The organism is Clostridium folliculivorans, assembly GCF_024341905.1.
Taxonomy (GTDB): Bacteria; Bacillota; Clostridia; order Clostridiales; family Clostridiaceae; genus Clostridium_AR; species Clostridium_AR folliculivorans.
The window spans coordinates 188,943-214,575 of the sequence record NZ_BQXY01000005.1; the positions used below are offsets into that span (position 1 = coordinate 188,943).

At 30.6% G+C, this 25,633-nt stretch carries 21 protein-coding genes and 1 riboswitch; of the genes, 10 read left to right on the forward strand and 11 right to left on the reverse strand.

Going from position 1 to position 25,633, the window contains the following annotated elements:
- Positions 1 to 206 precede the first annotated feature (206 nt).
- Together OCU55_RS15645 and OCU55_RS15650 are read right to left on the reverse strand one after the other, a co-directional pair.
- Positions 207 to 3,332: an MMPL family transporter gene (locus tag OCU55_RS15645; protein ID WP_261853229.1), complete on the reverse strand. Its 3,126-nt coding sequence runs from the start codon at positions 3,330 to 3,332 to the stop codon at positions 207 to 209.
- A 157-nt stretch (positions 3,333 to 3,489) separates the two neighbouring features.
- Positions 3,490 to 4,164: a TetR/AcrR family transcriptional regulator gene (locus OCU55_RS15650; RefSeq protein ID WP_261853230.1), complete on the reverse strand. Its 675-nt coding sequence runs from the start codon at positions 4,162 to 4,164 to the stop codon at positions 3,490 to 3,492.
- A gap of 607 nt (positions 4,165 to 4,771) precedes the next feature.
- On the opposite strand from OCU55_RS15650, the gene gpmA reads away from it, so the two are divergent.
- Entirely contained in the window at positions 4,772 to 5,533 is a 762-nt protein-coding gene (gpmA, locus tag OCU55_RS15655; RefSeq protein WP_261853231.1) for a 2,3-diphosphoglycerate-dependent phosphoglycerate mutase, read from the forward strand.
- 185 nt (positions 5,534 to 5,718) lie between these two features.
- On the opposite strand, the gene OCU55_RS15660 is transcribed toward gpmA, so the two are convergent.
- Both OCU55_RS15660 and OCU55_RS15665 read right to left on the reverse strand, forming a co-directional pair.
- Entirely contained in the window at positions 5,719 to 5,967 is a 249-nt protein-coding gene (locus tag OCU55_RS15660) for a zinc ribbon domain-containing protein (RefSeq protein ID WP_261853232.1), read from the reverse strand.
- Positions 5,968 to 5,986: 19 nt separating this feature from the next.
- Positions 5,987 to 6,574 carry a TetR/AcrR family transcriptional regulator gene (locus OCU55_RS15665; protein WP_261853233.1) on the reverse strand — a complete coding sequence of 196 codons (588 nt, stop codon included), beginning with the start codon at positions 6,572 to 6,574 and terminating at the stop codon, positions 5,987 to 5,989.
- Positions 6,575 to 6,733: 159 nt separating this feature from the next.
- Positions 6,734 to 6,839, forward strand: a riboswitch (SAM riboswitch).
- Between the two features lie 271 nt (positions 6,840 to 7,110).
- Here OCU55_RS15665 and OCU55_RS15670 point away from each other — a divergent pair.
- Positions 7,111 to 7,950 (forward strand): epoxyqueuosine reductase, encoded by an 840-nt coding sequence (locus OCU55_RS15670; RefSeq protein WP_261853234.1) that lies wholly within the window; start codon positions 7,111 to 7,113, stop codon positions 7,948 to 7,950.
- A gap of 66 nt (positions 7,951 to 8,016) precedes the next feature.
- Positions 8,017 to 9,195 (forward strand): trans-sulfuration enzyme family protein, encoded by a 1,179-nt coding sequence (locus OCU55_RS15675; protein WP_261853235.1) that lies wholly within the window; start codon positions 8,017 to 8,019, stop codon positions 9,193 to 9,195.
- Positions 9,196 to 9,468: 273 nt separating this feature from the next.
- On the opposite strand, the gene OCU55_RS15680 is transcribed toward OCU55_RS15675, so the two are convergent.
- Together OCU55_RS15680 and OCU55_RS15685 are read right to left on the reverse strand one after the other, a co-directional pair.
- A complete protein-coding gene (locus OCU55_RS15680) occupies positions 9,469 to 10,086 on the reverse strand; it encodes a permease prefix domain 1-containing protein (protein WP_261853236.1) in 618 nt (205 codons plus the stop codon).
- The gene (locus OCU55_RS15685; protein WP_261853237.1) at positions 10,053 to 10,409 is read right to left on the reverse strand and encodes a PadR family transcriptional regulator; all 357 of its coding nucleotides are present in this window, start codon (positions 10,407 to 10,409) and stop codon (positions 10,053 to 10,055) included. The genes OCU55_RS15680 and OCU55_RS15685 overlap by 34 nt, the downstream gene beginning before the upstream one ends.
- Before the next feature lie 250 nt (positions 10,410 to 10,659).
- Between OCU55_RS15685 and spoVAC the strand changes: the two genes are divergently transcribed.
- From spoVAC to spoVAE, 3 genes are read left to right on the forward strand one after another with little or no spacing between them, the layout of a single operon-like run.
- Positions 10,660 to 11,133, forward strand: coding sequence for a stage V sporulation protein AC (gene spoVAC / locus OCU55_RS15690; protein ID WP_261853238.1), 474 nt, complete (start codon positions 10,660 to 10,662; stop codon positions 11,131 to 11,133).
- The gene (spoVAD, locus tag OCU55_RS15695; protein ID WP_261853239.1) at positions 11,134 to 12,135 is read left to right on the forward strand and encodes a stage V sporulation protein AD; all 1,002 of its coding nucleotides are present in this window, start codon (positions 11,134 to 11,136) and stop codon (positions 12,133 to 12,135) included. It abuts the gene before it with no gap.
- 19 nt (positions 12,136 to 12,154) lie between these two features.
- Positions 12,155 to 12,508, forward strand: a complete 354-nt coding sequence (gene spoVAE / locus OCU55_RS15700) for a stage V sporulation protein AE (protein ID WP_261853240.1) — start codon at positions 12,155 to 12,157, stop codon at positions 12,506 to 12,508.
- Positions 12,509 to 12,626: 118 nt separating this feature from the next.
- On the opposite strand, the gene OCU55_RS15705 is transcribed toward spoVAE, so the two are convergent.
- Together OCU55_RS15705 and OCU55_RS15710 are read right to left on the reverse strand one after the other, a co-directional pair.
- Positions 12,627 to 14,153: a M56 family metallopeptidase gene (locus OCU55_RS15705; RefSeq protein WP_261853241.1), complete on the reverse strand. Its 1,527-nt coding sequence runs from the start codon at positions 14,151 to 14,153 to the stop codon at positions 12,627 to 12,629.
- 13 nt (positions 14,154 to 14,166) lie between these two features.
- On the reverse strand, positions 14,167 to 14,541 hold the full coding sequence (locus tag OCU55_RS15710; protein ID WP_261853242.1) for a BlaI/MecI/CopY family transcriptional regulator: 375 nt from the start codon (positions 14,539 to 14,541) through the stop codon (positions 14,167 to 14,169).
- 229 nt (positions 14,542 to 14,770) lie between these two features.
- Here OCU55_RS15710 and OCU55_RS15715 point away from each other — a divergent pair, with 229 nt between their 5' ends.
- The 4 genes from OCU55_RS15715 (at position 14,771) to OCU55_RS15730 (ending at position 22,162) form a co-directional block, all read left to right on the forward strand.
- Entirely contained in the window at positions 14,771 to 16,855 is a 2,085-nt protein-coding gene (locus OCU55_RS15715) for a thioredoxin domain-containing protein (RefSeq protein WP_261853243.1), read from the forward strand.
- A gap of 425 nt (positions 16,856 to 17,280) precedes the next feature.
- The gene (locus OCU55_RS15720; protein ID WP_261853244.1) at positions 17,281 to 20,244 is read left to right on the forward strand and encodes an EAL domain-containing protein; all 2,964 of its coding nucleotides are present in this window, start codon (positions 17,281 to 17,283) and stop codon (positions 20,242 to 20,244) included.
- 199 nt (positions 20,245 to 20,443) lie between these two features.
- Positions 20,444 to 21,493, forward strand: coding sequence for a DNA polymerase IV (locus tag OCU55_RS15725; RefSeq protein ID WP_261853245.1), 1,050 nt, complete (start codon positions 20,444 to 20,446; stop codon positions 21,491 to 21,493).
- A 96-nt stretch (positions 21,494 to 21,589) separates the two neighbouring features.
- Positions 21,590 to 22,162: a class I SAM-dependent methyltransferase gene (locus OCU55_RS15730; protein WP_261853246.1), complete on the forward strand. Its 573-nt coding sequence runs from the start codon at positions 21,590 to 21,592 to the stop codon at positions 22,160 to 22,162.
- 122 nt (positions 22,163 to 22,284) lie between these two features.
- Here the strand turns inward: OCU55_RS15730 and OCU55_RS15735 are convergent, their stop codons facing one another.
- The 3 genes from OCU55_RS15735 to OCU55_RS15745 form a co-directional block, all read right to left on the reverse strand.
- Positions 22,285 to 23,586, reverse strand: coding sequence for a transglutaminase domain-containing protein (locus OCU55_RS15735; RefSeq protein ID WP_261853247.1), 1,302 nt, complete (start codon positions 23,584 to 23,586; stop codon positions 22,285 to 22,287).
- 31 nt (positions 23,587 to 23,617) lie between these two features.
- Entirely contained in the window at positions 23,618 to 24,490 is an 873-nt protein-coding gene (locus OCU55_RS15740) for a magnesium transporter CorA family protein (RefSeq protein ID WP_261853248.1), read from the reverse strand.
- Positions 24,491 to 24,761: 271 nt separating this feature from the next.
- Complete coding sequence (locus OCU55_RS15745) at positions 24,762 to 25,472, reverse strand: HAD family hydrolase (protein ID WP_261853249.1); 711 nt, start codon at positions 25,470 to 25,472, stop codon at positions 24,762 to 24,764.
- Positions 25,473 to 25,633 lie beyond the last annotated feature (161 nt).

The following is a 25,633-nucleotide window of genomic DNA, read 5'->3' on the forward strand; positions in this document are numbered from 1 at the left end:
TGATAGATTTCAATATGAAGTAGTATGTCTATGGATGAACAACTTCGTAATAGAATTTATATTTTTAAAAACTTTCACCAGAACCCGTGAGAGTTTTAAAAATAGATTTCGGATTGAACTAGTTCATCTTCATATATATCCACAAAGTAAATAATAAAATCCACAGGCTTGCAATTAAATAAATGCAAGCCTGTGGATTTTTTATATTATGCTATATATTCATTATCTACTGAATCGCTATTAAAACTTGTTTCAGATGATTTTGAAGTTATCTTTTCCTGTATTGATATTAGAGCAGGAATAACTATTGGAAGTAATACAACGCTTAGTAGGAACAATCCAGTAACTACACAAATAGCTAGTTCCATAAGAACATGTATATTTGATGGATATAATGTAGCAAAAGTACCTGCAAGAATTATTGCTGCAGACATTACAACTCCACCTATATTTTTAGCTGCCAGTATTATTGCTTCTTTTGGATTAGTGTTTGGATATTCTTTAAAACGAGTCATCAAGAATATACTGTAGTCAACGCCTAATGCAGCGATTACTACAAAGGAGAAAAAAGGTACATTCCAAGACATTCCGTCAACATTGCTAAATAATTTTGAGGTTAAGAACGCTGTTACTGAAATTGCTGTATAGTAGGCTGTCACTAGAGAGCCAACTATATATACAGGTATCCAGAAGGATCTTATTACTAAAACTAATAGTACAAATATAGCTCCGAGAACAATTATTTGAGTAAAGGTTATATCATGAGTTGCTATATTATTTAAATCATTAGTAGTTGCTGTTGGACCAGCTACACCAAATTTAGCATCTGCAAGCTTTGATCCTTTTAACTCATTCTTTACCAAGTCATTTATTTCACTAATTGTCTTCATTGACTCTTCAGCATACGGATCTGAGTCAAGATTTATAGTGAGCTTAGTTATCTTTCTATCACTAGACATATAAGCATCAAACATTTTTGTAAGGTCTGACTTTTCAAAGGCTTCCTTAGGTATAAAGAAACTCTTTGTTCCGTTTGTCAACTGTGTTAAGAAATCATTTGTTTTATTTATACCGTCATAGATTGATCCTAAACCGTCGCTGCTCTTACCTATACCATCTTTAAGCTGAGTTAAGCCACCAGTTAATTTGTTTAAACCTTCATATAATTTATCTTGGCCATCTTTTATCTTGCCAGCGCCATCTTGCAATTTTGCCATGTTATCAATTATAGCCTTCTGACCAGCATTACCTTGTCTTAAACCAGCAGCTAAACCAGCTTCACCTTGTTCTAATTGAGTTATTCCTTGAACTAATTGTGAATTTGCACCAGTGTTAGCTATGATTAGGTTTAAACCATCATTTAGACCAGCTAAACCTGTAGTTAGTTGGTTATAGGTTCCATTAAATTCAGCAACTTTCCCTGAGAGTCCATCTAAGGTAGCTGAAAGCGTTGCTAGTGTACCTTTAAGTTTAAGGATATCAGGATCGTTAGCAGGAACTTTTGTTGCAAGTGAATCTACTGTAGTGTTCATTGTTGTAATAAATTGTTTAAGTCCTGATATTTGAGTTGGCAGAGCATTATAAAACTGTCCGATGCCAGCGTAACCTTGTTGGATTGTAGCTAGTTTATCATGTATAGTTTGAAGCCCTCCGTTTATCTGAGCAACTCCACCTTTAAGGCCTGAGATACCTGCAGTAAGACTATCGGCACCATTAGCCCCTTGATCTATACCATTACTTATCTTCTTAAGACCATCTGTAATTGCACCCATACCATTTTGAATTGCTCCTGTACCAGTTGAAAGTTCTTTAACACTTGAGAAATCAGGAGTAGTAAGACTGCTGTCTATCTTCTTTAATCCATCATTTATTTGCCCTACACCACCATTGGCTGAGCCTAACCCGTCTACTACTGTTTTTGTTTGAGAGTTAGTGTAGAAGTTTTCTATAGCATCACCTTTTGGTTGAGTAACACTTGATACTTGTTCTATACCTTTTAGGTTCTTAAGTTTCTCTGTTAGAGAATCTATAACAGCTAAATCTTCGTTGTTATCCATAGCATCTTTGTTTTCGATAACTACAGTAGTAGGCATAGCCTTACCTCTTCCTAGCTTGTCAGCAATCAAGTTGAAGCCCTTAACAGAAGGAGTATCGGCACTTAAATCTTTAAGACTATCAAAGGATAGTTTTGTACTATTAAATGCTATTACTGGAGTTATTATAGCTGCTACTAATATTATAGATATAGCAGGATGTTTAACTGAGGCTGAAGTAACCTTTTCCCAAAGCTTATTTTCCTTATGACCAGCAACATTATGTGAAGGCCAGAATAATTTTTTAGCAAGTAACTTCATTAATAGTGGAGTCAAGGTTACAAGTTCAATCAATAGAACTGCTATGCCAATAGCTACAGCATTAGCCGAACGATATATAGGGAAGCTAACAAAAGTTAAACTAGCAAATGCCATAAATACTGTTAGTCCACTGTATATAACTGTTTTTCCAGCAGTTTTATAGGTTGTAACTATAGCATCATCAATTGATAGACCATGTCCTAATTCTTCTTTGAATCTATTGAACAGTAATATATTATAATCTGTACCTATTCCAAACAACACAAGAATTACAAACATTTGTGTTAAGCTTGTTATAGGAAAGTTAAATGCATTGATTAGTATTCCTATTATACCCATAGAGCAAAGGTAGGAAACACCAACAGCAAGTAATGATACAAAAGGAGTAATTATTGAACGGAACATTATCATTAGTACTACCAATATAAAACCTACAGTAATGAAGGCACTTTTATCTACGCCTTTATTAGTAGCAGCTAAGTAATCATTATTAATAGCTAGTTCGCCAGTTATATAATGAGTTGTCTTAACATCTTTTAAAGCATCTTTGAAGGCACTTATTATTGTTTCGCTATCTCTAGTACCTTTTTCATAAGTAACTTGAGTTATTAAGGTAGTACCATCTTTAGAGATCATTTGATCCTTAGCTTCAGGTGTTCCGAAAGGATCCATTATTCCGTTTATTTTTAGTGCATCTTTTTTATCGTTAAGGCTTTGTATACCTTTTTCGATATCCTTCATTTCTTCATCAGATAGTTTATTTGGGTCAGTAAACACAAATATGGCTGTGTCACCTTTTGAAGTTCCCATTTTGTTTATCATCTCTGATGCTTGCTTTGATGGCGAATCATCACTTATTGAAGCTTGACCCTTTTGATTTAATATCTGCTTTAGGTTAGGTTGATTTATGGTAAATAAAACTGTTGCAATTATCCATAGAGCTAACAAAACCCATCGAAATTTTAGCATCTTTCTCATGTATTTATCTCCTTTATTTTTCATGTATTATAGATATTCGGTGTCAAATTATTAAAAATGAATTTATTTAGTGTTGTGAATGTGTGGTGAATTTCTGATTGAACCTATATACCTTAAAGTTATAATTTGATATAGGAATTAATGGTTCTTTGTAGTGTTAGCAGTTGAATGATATATTTTTAAGAACGTCCTCTATCCCTTGCTTTACATTTTCATCCTCATAAGTTATTCCTAAGGCTTGAAGGTTATAGATTGTAAGTGCATAGGCATAATTTGTTAAGCTAGTAGGAGCATCACTCTGAAGCCATTCCATAATTACGTTATAAAGAGTACCAATGAAGGCTAAAGAGCATATCTTAACATCAGGAGTTTTAAGATCGCCTGTTTGCTTCATTTGCTCAAAATAATTTGAAGTATAGCTGACGTACTTTTGAGTTATTTCATATCGCCTTTTTTCAAATCTAGGGTTTAGACCGACTGCTTCAATAAGCAGAATTCTTGCTAGAGGTTTGTTTAACTCAATAACCTTTAGAAAGAAAGCTATAGCTTTGCTAAAACCTAAATCAATCTCTTTGTTTATATTATCTAAAGAATTAATTAAGGCATTAAAAAATTCTTCAGATACGTCATCGTAAAGTGTGTCAAATAAGTCTTCCTTGTTCTTGAAATAGAAATAAAAGGTTCCTACTGATATATCTGCAGCTTCAACCACATCTTTAACTGTAGTTCCGTGATAGCCATTTATAGAGAAAACCTTTATTGCAGTTTCAATAATATGTTTCTTTTTTAAGTCTTTTCTTTCTTGTGTTTCCTTTGAACTTTTGTAAACCATGATATTACCTCGTTTCAAGCATAGAATGACGCTTCGTTTTATGCTTATTATAATTCTAAATGATCTTAAATGTCAATGTTATGAAAATGTTTACTTAGGAAGATGGTAAAATAATTTAATTTTAATACAAGATTTAAGCTATGCATGATATTATAGCTCTAGTTTATATCAGCATAGCTTTAGTCCTCTGGTAGAAGGAGAGTATATATTTGTAATGAATCTAGGTTTCATTTGGAATTATATTAGTAAGTATTATGGATGTACCACTTCGTAATAAAACTTATTATTTTTAAATTCTCTCACCAGAAGCCGTGAGAGTTTTAAAAATAGATTTCGGTTCGAAGTGGTACATCTATAAAATCACAAATCATATTAAAATTTATAGAAAAGTTTTAATAAATAGTGGAATTTATCCGTAGAAGGTGTATAATAAAAATATAAGCTGATAATAATTATCAATTGATTCAGTGCTTAATTTATTTTTGATAAAGTAAGCAAAGCAGCCTAAGAAATTAATAACATTAAATTAAATCATTATTTATAGAATTTTATATATTGAAATTAATAATAATATAGAATATCTGAACCAATGAGAGGAGTGGAAAATATGAAAAAGTTAGTTTTAATAAGACATGGAGAAAGTCTTTGGAATTTAGAAAATAAATTTACTGGGTGGACAGATGTGGATTTATCTGAAAATGGGCTTATAGAGGCAAGAAAAGCAGGTAAGATACTTAAGGAAAATGGATTTACTTTTGACGTTGCTTATACTTCAGTATTAAAGAGAGCTGTAAGAACCTTGTGGATAATACTTCATGAGATGGATCTTATGTGGATACCTATTCATAATTCTTGGAAGCTTAACGAAAGACATTATGGTGCACTTCAAGGATTAAATAAACAAGAAACTGCTGAGAAATACGGAGAAGAGCAAGTTCATAAATGGAGAAGATTTGTTGATGTTAGGCCACCAGAACTTAGTAAAGAGGATCCAAGATATCCTGGTCATGAAGTAAAATATAAAGGATTATCAGAAGAGCAATTGCCATTAACAGAGAACTTAGCTGATACTGAAAAGAGAGTGTTACAGGATTGGTTTCAGGAAATTGTTCCCGCTTTAAAAGAAGATAAAAAAGTTATAATAGCTGCACATGGTAATACTTTAAGAGCTTTAGTTAAGTATTTAGATAATATATCTAGTGATGGGATAGCAAGTCTTAACATACCAACAGGAACACCTTTGGTATATGAACTTAATGATGATCTAACTCCAATTAGACATTACTATTTATCTTTAGATGGAAAGCTTCCAGAAATGGCAATTCCAAAAGATATTAATGAAAGCAAACAATTAGCAGGAAAAGCATAACTATACCTTTATTTCAACATCAATATTAAACAGAAAGTAAATGTAAAATACCAGGGCTTTTGTATAAAACAATACAAGAGCCCTGATTTTTTATATTTCATTACTATAGTATGTGATTCCCAACCTATTTCCAAAAGGGTCATTGAATTCTACTGCCATTCCTGCATAATTCACCTCGTATTTTATTATAGTTGATTAGAATTTTCCCAAGCAGGAAGCTTATGCATCATTGATTTAGCTGCATCCTTAGCAATACCATGATTTAATCCTTGAGTTTTAATTATAAAGTTAGTTAATGAGTCAAGCTTTTCTTCATAGGATTGCATTGTTCCATCAGGTCGTGAACAGTATTTGCAATAGTCTTTTTTATCATCTCTACTTGCGAAGTCCTCAATGGTTTTCATTGGCATTCCACATGCAATACAAGTTTTCATTTTATAAGTACCTCCTAAATTATATTTTTATTAATTTAATATAATGATCTACTAATTGTGAACCATAATTTTTTAGTACAGACTGATTTGGTGAGAAAAGGTCACTATTGGTTAAATAGTAGTGTAGTAATCCAATCCAAGTGTTATAAAGTAAATCAATAGAAAGAGGGCGAATGTTTCCAAGAGATGCTTCTCTTTCAGCAGCTAAACTAATATGATGAGAAATAGTTGAGTTGATGCTAATATATACGTTACGAACCTCTTCAGGTAAAAGTCTTCTTTCAATTATCAGTCTTGTATAAAAGTCTTCAAACTCTGTTAATCCAGTTATATGTGCTTTTAATAAATCCGCTAAAGTACTTTCCTCACTTACCAACTCATGTAGACGAGTTGTAATCTTATTGCCAAATTCATTTATAACAGCTATAAGTAGCTCTTCTTGAGTAGGAAAGTGGGAAAATACAGTGCCGTGGGATACTTTAGCAGCTTTTGCAATATCTATGGTTCTTGTTGATAAAATACCATTTAAGCTAAATTCAATCATAGCGATTTCTATTAGTTTACTTCTAGTTTCTCTTTTTTGTATTTGTCTTTTATTTTCTGACATAGTACCACCTTATTTTGATGAGTTATAACTCAATGAGTTATAACTCAATATTAATCTTGTATTATAGTAATGTCAATATGATTTTATAATAAATTTAAATTATTTTCTCATTGACACAATATAGAAAATATTATATAAATAAAATAACAATTTAATAGAATCTTATTAAGAGTGGTGGAGGGACTGGCCCTTTGAAGCCCAGCAACCAGTATGTTTCATTTGCATACATGGTGCTAAATCCTGCAGCGATGCTGAAAGATAAGGAACGTGTTATAAAAATCTCTTTCAGCGAAGAGATTTTTTTGTTTTTTAGGGGTTATAATTTTTTTTATCTTTACGATAAACTTTTTTTAAGGAGGGAGGATTTTTAACGTAGATCTACAATTTTATAAAGTTAATTACAGATAATTAAAGCTACTGATTTTATTTGTAATAAATAATGGTATTTATATATCCTTGCAATGATTTAACCATAGAGACATAGTCTATGTAAGTTTTAAAGTTAATTAGTCATAAATAAAGAATGGGGAGTTTTTATGTCTGATATAAATGTAAGTAATGAATTTAAACAAGATATTATAAATAAAGCTAAGGAAATGGGAGCAAATATTATAGGCTTTGCTCCGGTAGATAGATGGGCTAAGTTCAAAGAAACATCACCAGAGTATTTTCCACAAAATATCTGGCCAGAAACTAAGACAATAATTGTCCTAGGAATACAAATATTTTTGCCAATGCTTGAAACTACACCTTCTATAGTTTACTCCGAATTATATAATACAACTAATAGATTATTAGATGAAACAGCATATAAGCTTGCAAATTATTTAAATACCTTAGGCCATAGGGCGTTTTATTTTCCAAGAGACGGGTATGGACATATATCCATACTGGTAAAGAAACCGGCAGCAGCTTTTTCACACGTATTGGCAGGAAAGTATGCAGGCCTTGGGACTATAGGCTATAACCATACCTTATTAACTAAAGAATTTGGACCTAGAGTTAGATTGGTGTCTGTTTTAACTGATGCTGTAATTGAGCCAGATGAAGTTTTAAATAAGGATCTTTGTGTTAAATGTGAAATGTGTAAAAGATGCTGTCCAGCTAGTGTTTATACTACTACAGAAACACTTATAGCAAATATGGACAAGAAAAAATGTGCGGAATATCATTCAAAGCTTAAGGATGCCTATGCATATCCTTGTGGTGTATGTATAAAAGTGTGTCCGATAGGTGAGGACAGGAAAATATATGGAAACAATACTAAAAAGTATTTGAATGAAAAACGAGCTTTAGCTACCGGTGAAGGGATTGAAGAATATGCAGGGTGGATTCATGCCAGAAGTCATGGTTCAAAGGAAATTAAAGCTGAATAAGGTTTTGTCACTTTACTTAAAAAAATAGCAGGAAAATATAAAGATTAAGATTGGGGGATTTATATAATGAAAGGTAATTTTAGTACAAGACTTACGCATCTAGGAGAAAAAAGTCCTAAATCAGTTTCGAGATCCAAGACTATTCCAATATCAATGACTTCAGTATTTGTGTTTGATGATGTAGAAACGCTTGATAAAGTCTATGATAATGAAGAAGAAGGATATGTTTACTCAAGAAATGGCAATCCAGGACATGATGCATTAGAAGAAATAATAGCAGGAATAGATGAGGCAGAAGATGCTCAGGTATTTTCATCTGGAATGGGAGCAATAGCAATGTCTATAGTTGCTAATGTAAAAGCTGGGGATCATATAATAGCAGCTAGTGTTTTATATGGTGGAAGTTATACCTTCTTAAAGCAGGAACTTGCAAAGTTCAATGTTGAGGTAACCTTTGTAGATGTGGTAAATGAAAGCATTGAACAATATTTTAAGTCGAATACTAAGGTAGTATATGTAGAAACTATATCAAATCCTTTGATGGAAGTTATTGATATAAAAGATATATCAGAATTGACACATAAGCACAATGCAAAGCTTATTGTAGATAATACTTTTGCTACAGGAGTAATATGCCAGCCATTAAAGCTTGGTGCAGATATTGTTGTATACAGTGCCACAAAGTATATATGTGGACATAGTGATGTTACCGGAGGTATTGTAGTTGCAGACAGAGATAATGTAAATAAAATAAGAAATACAGGCGCTTTATATGGCCCTATGATGAGCCCTTTTGATGCTTGGCTTTTAATAAGAAGCTTGAGAACCTTAGAGCTTAGGCTAAAGAAGCATTCAGAAAATGCATTAAAGCTTGCTGAGTACTTAGAAAAACATGAAAAGATAAAGACAGTTTACTATCCGGGACTTAAAAGTTCCTCATACTATGAAGTTGCAAAGGAATTGTTTAACGGTGATGAATTTGGAGGCATGTTGAGTATTGATGTTTTAGATGGAGAAAGAGGAGCATATGAACTAATAAGAAATCTTGAAAGCATAAAGTTTGTCCCAAGCCTTGCAGGGGTAACAACTTCTGTGTCATATCCAGTGAAGACATCTCATAGAGCATTGACAGACCAAGAACTTAAAAAAGCTAATATATCTAAAGGGTTAATAAGAGTTTCTGTTGGGCTTGAAGATATAGATGATATTATTTCAGAATTTGATAAGGCTTTAGCGAAGATATAGAGAGGTATTTTACACTTGGATTAATAGATTGCTAATTTTTTAAGGTTATAATACTTGCGATATAGAAATTATGTACCATCATAAAAAGCACTTGAATTTATTAATTATATAAATTCCAGTGCTTTTTATGATTTATATATTTTATCAAATTAAAAGATAAGGTTTTATTCAAGACAATTGTTGAAATTAATTCTTTGCGTAAGCTCATTAAAGCGTTGGATGAATAACCAATTAATTTCATAATGATACTTTAATAACGCCAAAGATAAAAGTCTAGATGCGAGTTAGAAGTTTTATGTTTATCATATAGAGCTTATTAACTGATACTAGAAGTATATATCCAATTAAAGCTCCTATGAAGCTGCTTATAGAAATTGTCATAATGTAATTTATTCTTATAGAGGACATCATAAAAAAGCTAAATAGTATAATAACATTTATAGTCAAAGGTAATGCAAGTAATAAAAGCTCAAGTTTCTTCTTTGCTTTTGAAAATATTACTGGTACCCAATATCCCAGTGGTATAAAGAGCATCATAAAAATTATTGATGAAGTCAATAAGTTAGAGCTAGAAGTTAATTCTATTCCAGGTATAGGCATTCTGTTGCCAACAAACATAAGTGCTATAATTAGTAGCAGTCCAAACAACAGAGTTATTTTGTTTCTATAATTTGAAAGAGAATTCATTATGTTTAATCTTAACTGTTTTATTTCACCAAAACTATCTATAGACTTTCTTATAGCTTCAGATTCTGAATATCCTTCAGACATGTATTGAAGTTTTAATAGCTCTAGATGATCTTTAAATTCTGAGATTAGTTCTAGTTTTCTTTTTTTACTTATCTTTAAATCTGACACTATAGAACTAATGTATCTATCAAGTTCTTCCATGAAAAGCCCTCCCTACAAGTGTTAATTAGCTTATTTAACGAATCCCATTCACTAAGTTTTTGCGATAACCTTTTTCTGCCGTTTTCTGTAATTCTATAATATTTACGTCTTCCGCCGTTTTCTGAACTTGACCAATAAGAATGAATAAGCTCCTTTTTTTCTAATCTTTGCAGTGCAGGATATAGAGTGCCTTCTCCCATGCTATAAAGCTCATTACTTTTCTCTTTTAATTTTTTTGCGATTTCATAGCCATATAAATCTTCTTTTTCTATAAGAGACAACAAAAGTATATCAATACTTCCTCGCATAAGTTCTTTATCCATAATTAGCTCCTATTTAAGTTATTTTTTACCATTATATAATATAATACATCGTCACACAAGGTACATTTCAATAATTTATGACATTTAAATTAAATTATTAGTGATATTTTTAATTCATGGAACTTAAATATATATGAAAAAAATACCTATTAAATTAGTTTATATGTAAACTGCATAATTAATCTTAAAAATTGAAAGATTAATTTATAAAAGGAAAATTATATTTAATAGATTAGAAGGTGTTAGTTATATGGGCAAAAAGAAAAAGTTAACGAATGTCCAGAAGGAATATCAGGAATTTGCGAAGGCTAGAGAACCGAAGCGTCCGGTCATAAAAAATTGTTTTAAGGCTTTTTTAGTTGGGGGGATTATATGTACAATAGGTCAATTTTTGCAAGTAATCTTTATAAAGTACTTTGGATTTACTGAAGAAACTGCAGGAGGACCTACCTCTGCTGTGCTTATAATAATTTCAGTTCTACTTACGGGATTTGGAGTATATGATCATATCGCTCAATGGGCTGGAGCTGGTACGGCAGTTCCAGTTACAGGATTTGCCAATACTATTGCGTCTGCATCCATAGAACATAGAAGTGAAGGCTATGTTCTTGGAGTAGGAGGAAATATGTTTAAGTTATCAGGGTCAGTAATTGCTTTTGGCGTATTTTCTGCTTTTGTTGTTGCAATAATTAAATTGACTATCAAGTGGATAGGAGGCATGTAAATGCTTAAGGGAAGACAAACTTGGATTTTTGAATCAAAACCAGTAATAATATCATCCTCTGCCATAGGAGGTCCATTTGAAGGAAAAGGTGCATTAGCGGAGGATTTTGATTTTACTCATGATGATATATGGGCTGGAGAAGAAAGTGTAGAGAAAGCAGAAAAAAAGTTATTAGAGCAATCCTGCATTACCACAATGAATAAGGTAAACATGGAAAAAGAGGATATACAATTTTTTATAAGTGGAGATTTAATGAATCAAATTATATCAAGCAGTTTTACTGCGAGATCACTTGAGATACCGTTTTTGGGTGTATTTGGCGCATGTTCAAGTTCTATGGAAGGATTAGCATTGGCATCGTTGTTGGTTGACAGCAAGGCAGCTGAATTTGTGCTGACTGGAGCATCAAGCCATAATGTAGCGGTTGAAAAACAGTTTAGATATCCAACAGAATATGGTGCGCAAAAGCCTCCTACGGCTCAGTGGACTGTAACAGGAGCAGGAACTGCACTTGTAGCAAGAGAAGGTGATGGTCCAAGGGTAACTTCTGCAACTATCGGAAAAATAGTAGATATGGGGATTTCTGATCCCTATAATATGGGAGCGGCTATGGCTCCTGCAGCTGTAGATACTATAGAAAAACATTTTAAAAATTTAAATATAGATCCAACATATTATGATTTAATAGCTACAGGTGATTTAGGAAAAGTGGGTCATCAAATTACAGCAGATTTATTAAAAAAGCATGGCATGGAAATGCCGAGTGATAGATTTACAGACTGTGGACTTATGATTTATAAAGATGATCAACCAGTAATGGCTGGGGCAAGTGGTTGTGGATGTACTGCCACTGTTACCTATGGTCATTTAATTAAACGTATGAAAAAGGGTGAGTTAAAAAGAATACTGGTTATAGCTACAGGAGCATTGTTATCACCTTTATCTTATCAACAAAAAGAGAGTATTCCATGCATTGCTCATGCAGTATCTATTGAGATGTAGAAGGGAGATTTTGAGGGATATGATGACTTTTTTTTGGGCTTTTATAATTGGTGGACTTATTTGTGTTATTGGTCAAATAATGATGGATGTATTTAAACTAACTCCTGCTCATACTATGAGTACTTTAGTTGTGGTAGGTGCAATATTAGGTGGATTAGGATGGTATGATCCACTAGTTAAATTTGCAGGAGCTGGGGCTTCAACACCAATAAGTAGTTTCGGAAACTCACTTGTAAAAGGAGCTTTAATGGAGGCAGAAACAACTGGAATAATTGGTGTTCTTACTGGTATTTTTGAGATTACAAGCTCAGGGATATCTGCTGCAATAATTTTTGGATTTATGGCGGCAATTATATTTAGACCAAAGGGATAGGGAAAATTTAATTAGTTTATTAAATGCAAATGTGATAACCGCAGATTTACAACAGTTATCACATTTACTAGTATTCAGGTCTTATGAAGTGATACATCCTTGTTAAGCTAACTTTATTTTAATAGCCACCTCCAATTAAACCAGGTAATTTAGAAGATACTGTTAAAATTACGTTTACTGGTTGCTCATTTGAATTAGGCTTGATAACAGATACATAAATTAAATCTGGATGAAATGTTGTAGGTGTAAAATCTGAACCATTAGCTAAGCTTATAGAAGGACCATATTCTACTACGGGAGTAATAAGAACCTTTGTAAAGTCATTGAGGGTGATAGTTAAGTTGGCATTATATTGGTTTCTTATAGGAATAGATTCTTTTGATGCCTTACAATCATTTAAATAACTTATAATAGTTTTAGCTATTTCAAGTTGGTATGAATCATTTAGATTAAGGTCATAACTGTGGCATTCTGTTCTCTGATTAATTCTAATGGGGTAAAGGCTTATATTTAGGATATCAGACAAGGAAAGTGTTTTAAATGTTTCAACAGTTTTTGTAGCATTAGCTGTAGTTTTAGTATTAGTTTCTTTATTTATAGCCTTAGGATTTACTAAAAATATAAATCCTAACACGATTATCAGTGTGATTCCCATAATAGATAGTTTTAATGAGCTGCCTTTATATGACCGAATCATAGCAATTCTCCTTTTCAAATTTATTTTATTTGATGTGAAAGCAGTAGAATTAATGACACTAGATGACTTTGAAAATAAAGCTGCAGCAGCAATTATTGTGTTGCCATAGTTTTTATAATAATTAGATCCAAGATAAGTCATAACCTTCTCATCACAAGCAAATTCACAATCCTGCTTTAATTTATAAAAAGAGTATAAGATCACGGGATTGAACCAATTTAAAGTACCTAATATAATAGTAATCCAATTTATAAATATGTCTTTTTGCTTCATATGAACTAGCTCATGAAGGAGGATATATTTTTTTTCTTCATCCGATAATTTATTGAACAAATCTTTAGAAATTATAATTCTAGGTTTAAATAGTCCATATAGAGATGTGCCTTGAATATCAGTTGAGTATGAAATAGGTATATGTTTTTTTATATTAGTGATTTTCTTACAGGAATCTAATAGAGTAAGTAAAGCTTCATCGTTGCAAAACCTCTGGTTTTTTATTTTATTATTGTTACTGATGCAAATGAAGATTATAAACAATAAAATAAAGATTGTAATAATAAACCAGATTATACCTACTAACTTAAACATATCAAAGTTGCTTGTGTTAGCGGATAATTTACTTATGGTAGGAGTAATAGAAGTGAAATTCTGAGGAACAGAATTCACGCTAGGTTTTAGTATACCTATATTTTCTAGATTATTTCGTGGATTCAATGTTGTTTGCACAGTATTAATTGGTTGTGAAAAAACATTAAAAATACTTAAAGAGCTTTCAAAACTATAAGGTATGGCAAGTCTTAGTATAAGTAAAAACCATATATAGTAGTGCAAGGAAGCACTTAGTTTATTTTTGAATAATTTTTTTATAAGTAATATCATTAAAGCAACAAAAGTTCCTAGTACAGAAGAAAAAAGCACCGCCTTAAATATTAAATCAATAAGTTGCAATTGGATGACCTCCTTAGCTTTGTTTTTCTTCGAGCATCTTTTTTAGCTCTTCAATATCTTCGTTAGTCAAGTCTATGTCATTTATAAAATATTTGAGAAAAAGCTTTTGAGAGCCATCGTAAATTCTGTTGATTAGAGTCTTTGTCTCCTCTTCCCTGAACTGCTCTTCGAGAATAATAGGATAGTATCTATATACTTTTGATTCTTTTATAACGCCAACGGCACCTTTTTTTACAAGTCTACTAATGAAGGTATGGATGGTTGTTGTACTCCAAGCCGAGTCCTCTTTTAAGCTATCAATTATTTCAGTTGATGTAAGTGGACTATTTTTCCATAGCACTTTCATTATAAGCCATTCTGATTCTGTGATTTTTGGCGAATTTTTCATATTAAAACCTCCTATTACAGTTGTAGTTCTTAATCTAATACTACAACTGTAGTTTTCATATGTCAATATTTTCAATAAATATATTTTTATTGATATAGTTCAAATAATTTAATATCTAATTAATTAATAATAAGTGTATTATTAATAGTTATATATACAAAATAATGTATGAGATGATTAAAACGATGTAGCAGATGAATGGAAAATTTTTTTATGAAGGAATGATTATATGAAAACTAAAGTTGAAATGGCGAATAAGCTAATAGATGAAAAAAGCCCTTATCTTTTGCAGCATGCCTATAATCCAGTAGATTGGTATCCATGGAATGAAGAGGCATTTAAAAAGGCAAAATTAGAAGATAAACCTATATTTTTAAGTATAGGATACTCAACTTGTCATTGGTGTCATGTTATGGCTCATGAAAGTTTTGAGGATGAAGAGGTAGCAAAACTTATGAATGATACGTTTGTATCAATAAAGGTAGATAGAGAGGAAAGGCCTGATATAGATAATGTATATATGACAGTATGTCAGATGCTTACAGGGAGTGGAGGATGGCCTTTAACCATAATAATGACACCATATAAAAAGCCGTTTTTTGCAGGTACGTATATACCTAAGATTAGTAAGTATGGAAGAATAGGAATGATTGAACTTGCAGATAAAACTAAGAAACTGTGGAATCACGAGAAAGATAGACTTTTTGATTCTGCAGAGCATATATCTGAGAGAATAAAAGAAGCAACAAAGACTTCTCCTGGGAATTTATTAGGTAAAGAAGTTGTAGAGCTCTGTTTTAAGCAACTTAGTAATAGTTATGATAATAAGAATGGAGGATTTGGTAACTCGCCTAAGTTTCCAACACCTCATAATCTGTTGTTCTTAATGAATTATTATCATATAAATAAGGAACAAAAAGCCTTAGATATGGTTATTAAAACTCTAGACAGTATGAGTATTGGGGGAGTTTATGATCATATAGGCTATGGATTTCATAGATACTCTACTGATGAAAAGTGGCTGCTTCCTCATTTTGAAAAAATGCTTTATGATCAAGCTATGCTAACTTTAGCATACACCGATTGTTATAACATTACAAAGAATGATTACTACAAGGAAATTGCAGAGAGAATATTAGCATATTGCACTAGAGTATTATTATCAAAAGAAGGAGCATTTTATTCTGCAGAAGATGCAGATAGTGAAGGAGAAGAAGGCAAGTTTTATGTATGGTCTATAAAAGAATTAAAAGATATATTAGATGATCAAGAACTTGAGCTTTTAAGTAGGGTATATAATTTAAAAGAAAGTGGCAATTTTAAAGATGAGGCTACAAGAAGATTTACTGGTCATAACATACTGCATCTTAAAGAGAAATTAAGTGAACTCAGTCATGATAAGTATGATGATAATTTAAATAGAACTTTAGATAAAATAAGAGACACTTTGTTTAAGAAGAGAGAGCAAAGAGTACATCCTCACATGGATGATAAAATATTGACAGACTGGAATGGTCTGATTATAGCGGCTTTAAGCAGAGCAGCAGCTATATTTAACAGGGAAGATTTAGCTAAAGTTGCTTCAAAATGTGCTGATTTCTTTATTAGTAGTATAGATGGCGATGGAAGTTTATTTCATAGATACTGTAAAGGTCAGTGGAATATATTAGGCAATATTGATGACTATAGTTTTATGATATTCGGGTTAATAGAGCTTTATGAAGCTACCTTTAATGACAGGTATCTAAAAAAAGCGATTGATCTGATGAATGAACAAATAAAGAGTTTTTGGGATGAAGAAGGAGGTTTTTATTTTACTTCATCAAATGAAGAGGAAGTACTTAGTAGAATGAAGGAAATATATGATGGAGCCATACCTTCTGGAAATTCTATTTCCTTCACCAACCTTCTTAGACTTAGTAGAATAACAGGTGAAACAAAATATGAAGAATATGGTGAAAAACTTCAAAAAGTATTTTCTGATACTATAAAAGAAAGTCCAATAGCCTATACTCAAATGGTGTCTGGGATACTTTTATCTCTTAGTAAAAGTGAAGAGGTAGTTGTGGTAGGTGATATTAACTCAGATGAGTTTAAAAGTTATGTAAGCAATATTAGATCAGTATGTTCACCTGCTTCAGTATTAGTTGCAAAAAATACTAATGAATCTCATCCTATGATTCATGAAATAGCAGATTATACAAGATATCAAGATAGAGTAGACGATAAAACAACAATATATATATGCAGGAATTTTACTTGCAATGAGCCGGTAACAAGCTTGAGTGAAGCTCTAAGTATTATTGGTAAATGAGCGTGAGGTGCTTTTATTTGAGTTTAGATTAGATTACGGATAAGTATAATTAAAATATTATAGTAATATTTCAGACCTTTTTTGCAGTGTTTAATCATTGAAAAAAGGCCTGAAAAGCTTTAATATTTTCTTGATTAACATTATATGAATATTTTAACAGAGTAGAAAAAAAGATTTTGTACGATAATGATATTAGATGAATTATTTAGAGTTTTTTTATGAATAGTTTCGGTGTTTATATAAAAATGGTATAAACAAAAAGATAGAAGTATATAGATTAGTTTAATAGATAAATTAAAGTAATTATGAAATAATTAATGTTAATAGACATTGTTTTTCGTATAGATTATAATATTTATAAATATTATGGAATTAATGTAAAAAAGTAAGTGGATTTGTCTGCAAAGAAAGAAGGTGGAAGAGGAGTGTTTTATAACAAAAACTTTAAGAAAAAGAAGATTTTCAATATATTTATAACAAGTTTTGTAAGTTTTATGCTTGTAGGGTTTTTGATTCCTTTTATAAATCCACCAGTAACAAATGCAGAGCAACAGGAAAAGAATATTTTACTAATAAATTCTTATGATAGTACTTATACATGGACAATAGAGCAAACGGAGGGCATATTAAGAAAGTTTAAAGAAACTGAGCCGAAATCCAAAGTTTATGTTGAATATATAGATTGGAAGAATAGCCCATATAAAGAGAATTTGGACAAGGTGGAGAAATTAATTAAATCTAGGTATCAAAATAAAAAGATAGATTTGATAATGACAACTGATGATGCTGCCTTAGATTTTTCAGTTAAAAATAGGCAAGAAATATTTGGAAATATACCTATTGTCTTTTCGGGAGTATTTAATGAAGCTGCTAAAAGGATGACAGAAGGATATAGCAATGTCTATGGAGTATTTGAAGATGATGACATTAGTGGCACAGTAAAATCCTCAATATTTATATATCCCAATACAAAAAAGTTGTATGTTGTTCACGATAACACTGAAACTGGCATAGCATCTTTTAAGGAAGTAAAAGAAGAATTAAATGAATTAAATAGTAAAATTGATCTACAGGAAATTAATAATTTATCAGTAGATAACTTAGAAAAAAACATTCCTGCAATAGATAAAGACAGTATTGTACTTGTTACAACTTATGCAAGGGATAATGAAGGGAAAACTGTTCAAAATGAGGAACTAACAAACTTTTTAAGTAACAAGCTATCAGTACCTATATTTGGAATTTATAAAATGGATTTAAATCATGGAATTATTGGTGGTAGTTTACTAAGTGGAGAAGAACATGGAGCAAGTGCAGCTGAACTCGCTATAAATATTATGAATGGGGTTTTGCCGGATAAGAGTCTAAGTGATAATAAAAAGGCTATTGTTGGTATTTATGATAATAATGTAATGAAAAAGTTTAATATCTCAAAGGATCAATTGCCAAAAGATAGTGTTATAGTAAATGAAGACTTTTCTTTTTATAAGACTTATAAGCATTTAGTATGGGGTGTTATATCAGTTATACTTATACTAACAGCCTTAGTAACAATATTAATAATAAATATATTAAGAAGAAAAAAAGCTGAAGATGATTTAAAAAAGAATAACTATGAATTATCTGAACTCTATGAAGAATTAGCAGTTTCAGATGAGGAACTTAGACATCAATATATAAAGCTAGAGGAAAATAGAGATACTATTCAAAAAAATGAAGAAATGTATAAGTTAGTATTTGAAACAGCTAATGATGGATTATGGGAGATTAATCTAACAACTGGAGAAAGATATTTTTCAGATAGATGGTATGAAATTTTTGATTTATCAAGAGAAGAATTAAAAGATATGGATGAATGGTTTAAAATATTACACCCTGAAGACTGTTTTACTGCTAGAAACCTTATTAATGATGTAAGTGAAGGAATAAGGGATACTTTTTCATTTGATTTTAGGATAAGAAAAAAAGATGGTGAATATAAATGGATTCATGGTATTGGCAAATCAATGAAGGATAACTACGGAAGACCGTTTAAAATTGTTGGTTCACACTCTGATATTCATGAGAAAAAGCTTCAAGAGGAGCAGATTAAGAGACTGGCATTCTTCGATTCTCTAACTGGATTGCCCAACAGAACTGAAATTTCCAGAGGGTTTGATGAACTTATAAAGGAAGATAAAGAGAGAAATATAGCTGTAATATTTATGGATTTAGATAATTTTAAAAATATTAATGATTCTTTTGGACATACTATAGGGGATGATTTATTAATAGAGGTATCGAAAAGAATCAAGTCTGTAACTGGAGATAAGGGTATAGTTTCAAGGCATGGAGGAGACGAATTTTTGATTATATTACCTAATGCAATAGATAAGGAATTTATAAATTCTTATATAGATGATCTAGCGAAAAGGTTAGGTAATAATATATCAGTAAATGGTGTTAATGTAATAACGTCAGCAAGTTTTGGGGCTGCAATCTATCCAAAAGATGGACATGATTTTGAAGAACTTTTAAAAAATGCTGATACTGCAATGTATAAATCAAAAGAAGCAGGTAAAAGAACCTTCACCTTCTTTGAAAGATGGATGAATGATAACATACTTGAAATGCTTATAATGGAAAATCAATTGAGATTAGCTCTAAATAAAGATGAATTTGTACTTCATTTTCAGCCTAAAATATCATTAAAGGATTCAAGAATAGAAGGATTTGAAGCTTTAATAAGATGGAACAGTGAAACTTTGGGGTTTGTCTCTCCATTTAGATTCATAACATTAGCTGAAAAGACGGGAATAATCATACAAATTGGTAAATGGGTATTAGAACAGTCCTGTGAGTTTATAACAAAAATTCATAACCTAGGTTATAAGGATATCAATATATCATTAAACGTATCAGTAGTACAACTTCTACAGGATGATTTTTTAAACATGGTAGAAGGTATCATTGCTAAATCCAGCGTTGACTCTAAATTTATTAATTTAGAAATTACAGAGTCTATACTTATGGAGTCTATAGATAAAAACATAACTAAGTTAAATAAGCTTAAAGAAAAGTCTATAAAAATATCTTTAGATGATTTTGGTAAGGGATACTCCTCTTTAACTTATTTAAAAGATATGCCTTTTGATACTTTAAAGATAGACAAGGTGTTTATAGATGAATTATGTTCAGAAGATGCAAACAAAACAAATGAAAGTATAGTTGGTGTAATAATACAGCTTGCGCATCAAATGGGTTTAAATGTAGTAGCTGAAGGAGTAGAAACGGAAGAACAATATAATTATCTAGTGGATAATAAGTGTGATATTGTACAAGGTTATTATATATCTAAACCGATACCTGAAGAGCAAGCACTAGAACTTTTAAAGAAATATAATTCTTAATAAATCTAAAAAGTTCCTATATTTAATTTAATTTGTATATATGAATGTACAAAATATAGATTAATATAGGAACTTCTAGCTATAAAAAAAGCCTATGTTTAAGAATATTGTTAAAATTATGTGGAAACATGTGTTCTTTTTGGTATAATAATTATGTTATCAAATAAAAAAATGCTTTACCGCTGAATGGAGTGTTTGAGTGGATACTGTAATAATTCACGTAGATATGGATGCTTTTTTTGCTTCAGTAGAAGTATTGGATAATCCTAGTTTAAAAGGTAAGCCAGTTATTGTGGGAGGAACATCAAATAGGGGAGTAGTGGCTACGTGCTCTTATGAAGCAAGACGTTTTGGTGTTAGGAGCGCTATGCCTATATTTATGGCAAAGGAATTGTGTCCTAATGCGGTGTTTGTAAAACCAAGATTTTGGAGATATAAAGAAATTTCTAATAGTATATTTAATATATTTCGTGATATTACTCCTTATGTAGAACCATTAAGTATAGATGAAGCTTATTTAGATATAAGCTATATAAATAAAAAACCAATAGATATAGCAAATTACATAAAAAATAAAGTTAAAAAGGATATAGGACTTACTTTATCTGTTGGCATATCCTACAATAAGTTTTTGGCTAAACTTGCATCTGATTGGAACAAGCCAAATGGCCTTAAAATCATAACTAAAGAAATGGTGCCAGAAGTTTTGTTTCCATTACCCATAAACAAGATATATGGTCTTGGTTCAAAGTCTGTTAAAAAGCTAAATAATATAGGAATCTTTAATGTGGAGGAATTATATAAACTCCCTGAGAATATATTTATAGAATACTTCGGTAAGTTTGGACATGATATTTATGATAGAATAAGAGGTATAGATAATAGAAAGGTCATAACATCAAGAGAAAGAAAATCTATAGGAAAAGAGAGTACTCTTAGAGTTGATACAGATGAGATAGAGGAACTTAAAGATTATATAAAAGAGTTTTCTTCAGATATAAGTTCTATACTTAGAAATAAGAATATTAGTGGAAAGACTATAACACTTAAAATAAAAACATCATCATTCATTAACCATACTAAAAGCAGGACTCTAAACAGCTATATAAGAGAAGAAAATGATTTGTATAACGAAGCTATAGATATATTAGAAAATCTACAATTAGAAGAGAAAATAAGATTAATAGGATTGTCAATATCATCCTTGAAAGAGGATAAAATAGAGCAAATGTCCTTTTGGAGTAAATAAATTTATATTTAGTCTATAAATATGAAAAAATGGAGATAATCGTTATAGGATATTTGCATCTGAAATTATAAACTTCTTGGGAAGGGGATTTTATATATGGAACATAAATTAAATATAGAAAGCAGTGTTACACATCAAAATGATTTGATAAAACTTGAAGCTTCACCTTTTGAAATTTTGATGAAATTCGGAGTAAGTGAAGAGGATGTTGTTGCAGACATAGGTTGTGGAAGAGGCAATTTTACTATACCTTTAGGAAAAATAATAAATCGAAATAAAATTTATGCTTTGGATAACTCTGAAAAAATGTTAGATGAAGTAGATAAAAGAGCTACGTTTAGCGAATTGAATAATATAATAACAATTAAAACTGATCATAACAATCTTAAACTCGAATCTTCTTCGATTACTTTTGCAATAGCATGTAATGTGATACACGAAGTAGAGGATAAGCAAGCTTTCTTAGATGAGATTAATAGAATGTTAAAAGATAATGGTAAACTCGCCCTTTTAAATCATTCAATTCAATGCGAAGAACACCAAATTAAAGCTAAAGATCTAATATCAATAGAGGTTATAAAAGAGTTATTAGCTATGACTGGATTTAAGGTTCAAGAAGTTTTCAACTTTGATGGAACAAGTTATGGGATATTAGCAACAAAGATATAAAGTAAAAGGCTGAGATCATAAAGATTTCAGTCTTTTTACTTTACAAATTACAATATTAAATTTAATTCAATAATATAACCTAAAATTTATATAGATGAACTACTTAATTGTAATAGGCTTTATTATTTATAGCTTACGAAAAACTCCATTACAGATGAGTTTTGATCATAACTATAAGAAAAACCTTTTGAATTATTTATATAATTTAATTCAGGGTGTTTAGAAATTACATCTACTAATGCATTTGGTGAAAAAGTATTAGTATCATAACTGCTTGTCTTACACATTATTGTAGTCTGTTTTTTTGTTAATCCATTATAAATTATATTATAAAAGTCATTTTGATTATTTGCGAGTAAGTTACTAACTTTAAAGTAGTTTGCTGCGGTATTATTGCAAGCAGGATAATTGCCTTTAGTCCAACTATGATCTCTGGATATCTGAGCATCTGTTACGTTAAAGTAATTATAACTTAAGAGGTTTCCAGATTGTGATATTGGATCATCAAAGGTTGAATCTAGATGATAGTAAGCTCCATTTATACTAACAAGATTCCACGCATGGGGTACACCATTGGCAGTTCCAGTAATGATTTTATTATTCACTCCTGCTGCATTTAAAAGTCTATACATAGCCTCAGAGTAGCCTTGGCATACTGCCACTTTCTTAATAAATACTCCATAGGCTGTAAAGGAATCATTAGGAAGAGAATTAAGCTCAAGATTTTTATAGTCATAGACAGTGTTATTTACCACATAATTATGAAGAGCTAATTCTTTTTGATAATCATTCATTCCTTGTTTTATAACTGAAGCAACTATTTGCTGAACTTGTGAGTTAACAGTATTGATTTGTGAAGTAAAGCCATCTTTTCCTGCTTTATAGTTGAAGTGTAAAACTACATTATTTCCAGTTGTGTTATATTGAACATTTTCAAGATAGCCTGCGTAACCCGTCTCACTAGCGACCTTTAAAGCAAAATCAACTAAACTTCCATTTATTGAAATCTTAGATAAATCGACCGATATATCAGTTCCAGTTTCGATTCCTTTTTTTATAGCATCATATAGAGCTGATTCTGTTGAAACATTAACTTGTGATGCATTATTAGCATTTAAATTAGAAGATTTACTTGAGGTCACTGATTTTACTGCTGATGCAGAACTATTCTTATCTGCTGGTGATTGAGCATTATTAGTTGAATTTTTTATATTTGAACTGCTATTTTTATTAGAAATAGAAGAGCTATTTGTAGCTGCACTTGTTTTTGAAGAACTGTCTTCAGGTGGATCATACTTTATGATGTTAGGCTCACTGCTTGTATTAGTGTTTGTTGCTACAACTTCATTTTTTGTACAACCATATAATAAAGCATTTAATGTCAACATAGTGCAAAATATTAAAGATAATTTTTTTGTAGTCATCTACAGTTCACCTCTTTGTAATCTATATAAATTATAGATATTTCTTTCTTCTAAAATATAAAAATTCAAGTATTGCTATTATTACAGCCAATAAAAAAGCTAGTAAAAGACCAAACTTATTCGAAAGTAAAGGCATATTCTCGAAGTTCATTCCAAAGACTCCAGTAATTATGGTCAGAGGAAGAGTAAATACTGTTATAAAGGTTAATAGTTCCATGGTCTTATTCATTTTGTTAGCAGAGATAGAGTTATATATATCAATGCAGGAATATATAGAACTTTGAACATCTTCTACTATTTGAAGAGTATGATCGAAAGAAAAAAATACTTTATTAAACATTAATTCCTCAGAAAGCTCGTCCTCTAAATAGTTAACCATAGATTTATAATATGTGGTGTATCTTTTAATAAGTGATACAATCTTTTTTTTCTTAAGGATTTGTTCCATTTCTATTGTTTTATCTGAAATTGCATTTTCAAAAAGTTCTTCTATAGCTTCATTTAATCTCATTAACTTATCGCTATAAACAAATGATAGATATTCAAATAAATGAAGTAATAGTGACTTAGAGTTTATATTTATGTCAGTAACCAACTTTTCTTTTAGAAATTCAATACATGATTTATCTTTTACATTTAAAATCAAAGTGTTTTTATATAATACAGCTTCTAATATGTATTTACTGTGTGTATTCAAATATGGAATACTTAAGAATATGGTGTTTTTATCCTTATGAATTATATCTCTACTTATTGTGTTTACATTATTCTTATGAGGGCTCCTAAAAAAGGCCTCACGTTTATCTTGTGATATATATAAAAGTACATTTTCATCAATGTCTTTTAGATTGTCTATTATTGTATTATCTACAGCATGTCCATCTTTATAAAAAATATAAGCCATTGTATGCCTCCAAAAAGAAGAATGTATCTACTGCCGGATTTTCCTCATATTTACTCGGAAAGGCAGATGCGTAAAAAATTCACTGAAGAAAATCGGTTCAGCGATTTTTCTATGGGTATCTCTATAGTCAATTATATGATAAATATAATTTAGTAACAACTATGATTATTATGGGAGTTAAGGATATGAACAGATAAATAATAATAAATATTTAATAATCCTCACATGATAACAGTTTCTATAAATCATGTAAGGATTCCTAATATATAAATTAAACTAATTTTGGAAGGCCTTCAGCAAATCTGTAAAAGTCTTCGTAAGTACCTTTATAGTCTGCATTAGCTTCGTTTTCAGATCTTTGTAGTAAGTTATCAGTTATTAGATAAGTTCCAATTCCTAGCTTACCAGCAATCATATCTTCTTCTACGTCATTACCTACCATCATGCAGTCATTTGCTTTTTTTCCTAAATCATTTAATATTTCTTCATAAAATTTAACTTGAGGTTTACAGTAATGATTCTTTTCATATGAAGATATATAGATAAAGTCACTGGCATTTAATCCTGCCCATCTTATTCTATGAAGTATTGCTTTAAGAGGAAAAAGTGGGTTTGTCGCTATAACGAGCTCATAACCTTTTTCCTTTAGTAGGTCTACACTTTTTTGTATATAATCATTTTCATATACAGCTTTTTTAGCATTTAAAAAACCTGTATCATAAAAAGTATAAAATCTTTCTTTATATATATTTATATCTGAATCGATTCTAGCTGCAAAGTCTTCCATAAATACTTCTTCATTAGTTTTGAAATCTAAATTTCTTACCATAGCTTCGGTAGAGGTCCATATGTTTTTAGCTAAGGTTTTTCCATCAATAAGATCTGAAAGATATATAGCCATTTCAGTAAAGTATATTTTTGTGAATTCATCTGTGTCCATAGGTAGCAAAGTTCCATCTAAATCAAATAATATAGTATTCATAAAAATCTCCCATCTAACCTTTTATTTATTCATATGTTGAAATTTAGGTGTTATCAAATCTTATACTTTAATAAAGTTTATAAATAGCAATACATGCTTGTATAAACTAAAAGAAAGCATAATAGATATTATAATAAAATAATTTTATTAATACAATATTT

Coding starts and splice junctions, on each gene's coding strand:
- OCU55_RS15675 (WP_261853235.1), top strand. CDS start 8,017: ATGAAAGGTAATTTTAGTACAAGACTTACGCATCTAGGAGAAAAAAGT.
- spoVAE (WP_261853240.1), top strand. CDS start 12,155: ATGATGACTTTTTTTTGGGCTTTTATAATTGGTGGACTTATTTGTGTT.
- OCU55_RS15680 (WP_261853236.1), bottom strand. CDS start 10,086: ATGGAAGAACTTGATAGATACATTAGTTCTATAGTGTCAGATTTAAAG.
- gpmA (WP_261853231.1), top strand. CDS start 4,772: ATGAAAAAGTTAGTTTTAATAAGACATGGAGAAAGTCTTTGGAATTTA.
- OCU55_RS15660 (WP_261853232.1), bottom strand. CDS start 5,967: ATGAAAACTTGTATTGCATGTGGAATGCCAATGAAAACCATTGAGGAC.
- OCU55_RS15665 (WP_261853233.1), bottom strand. CDS start 6,574: ATGTCAGAAAATAAAAGACAAATACAAAAAAGAGAAACTAGAAGTAAA.
- OCU55_RS15735 (WP_261853247.1), bottom strand. CDS start 23,586: ATGACTACAAAAAAATTATCTTTAATATTTTGCACTATGTTGACATTA.
- OCU55_RS15685 (WP_261853237.1), bottom strand. CDS start 10,409: ATGGATAAAGAACTTATGCGAGGAAGTATTGATATACTTTTGTTGTCT.
- spoVAD (WP_261853239.1), top strand. CDS start 11,134: ATGCTTAAGGGAAGACAAACTTGGATTTTTGAATCAAAACCAGTAATA.
- OCU55_RS15730 (WP_261853246.1), top strand. CDS start 21,590: ATGGAACATAAATTAAATATAGAAAGCAGTGTTACACATCAAAATGAT.
- OCU55_RS15650 (WP_261853230.1), bottom strand. CDS start 4,164: ATGGTTTACAAAAGTTCAAAGGAAACACAAGAAAGAAAAGACTTAAAA.
- OCU55_RS15670 (WP_261853234.1), top strand. CDS start 7,111: ATGTCTGATATAAATGTAAGTAATGAATTTAAACAAGATATTATAAAT.
- spoVAC (WP_261853238.1), top strand. CDS start 10,660: ATGGGCAAAAAGAAAAAGTTAACGAATGTCCAGAAGGAATATCAGGAA.
- OCU55_RS15745 (WP_261853249.1), bottom strand. CDS start 25,472: ATGAATACTATATTATTTGATTTAGATGGAACTTTGCTACCTATGGAC.
- OCU55_RS15715 (WP_261853243.1), top strand. CDS start 14,771: ATGAAAACTAAAGTTGAAATGGCGAATAAGCTAATAGATGAAAAAAGC.
- OCU55_RS15645 (WP_261853229.1), bottom strand. CDS start 3,332: ATGAGAAAGATGCTAAAATTTCGATGGGTTTTGTTAGCTCTATGGATA.
- OCU55_RS15710 (WP_261853242.1), bottom strand. CDS start 14,541: ATGAAAAATTCGCCAAAAATCACAGAATCAGAATGGCTTATAATGAAA.
- OCU55_RS15740 (WP_261853248.1), bottom strand. CDS start 24,490: ATGGCTTATATTTTTTATAAAGATGGACATGCTGTAGATAATACAATA.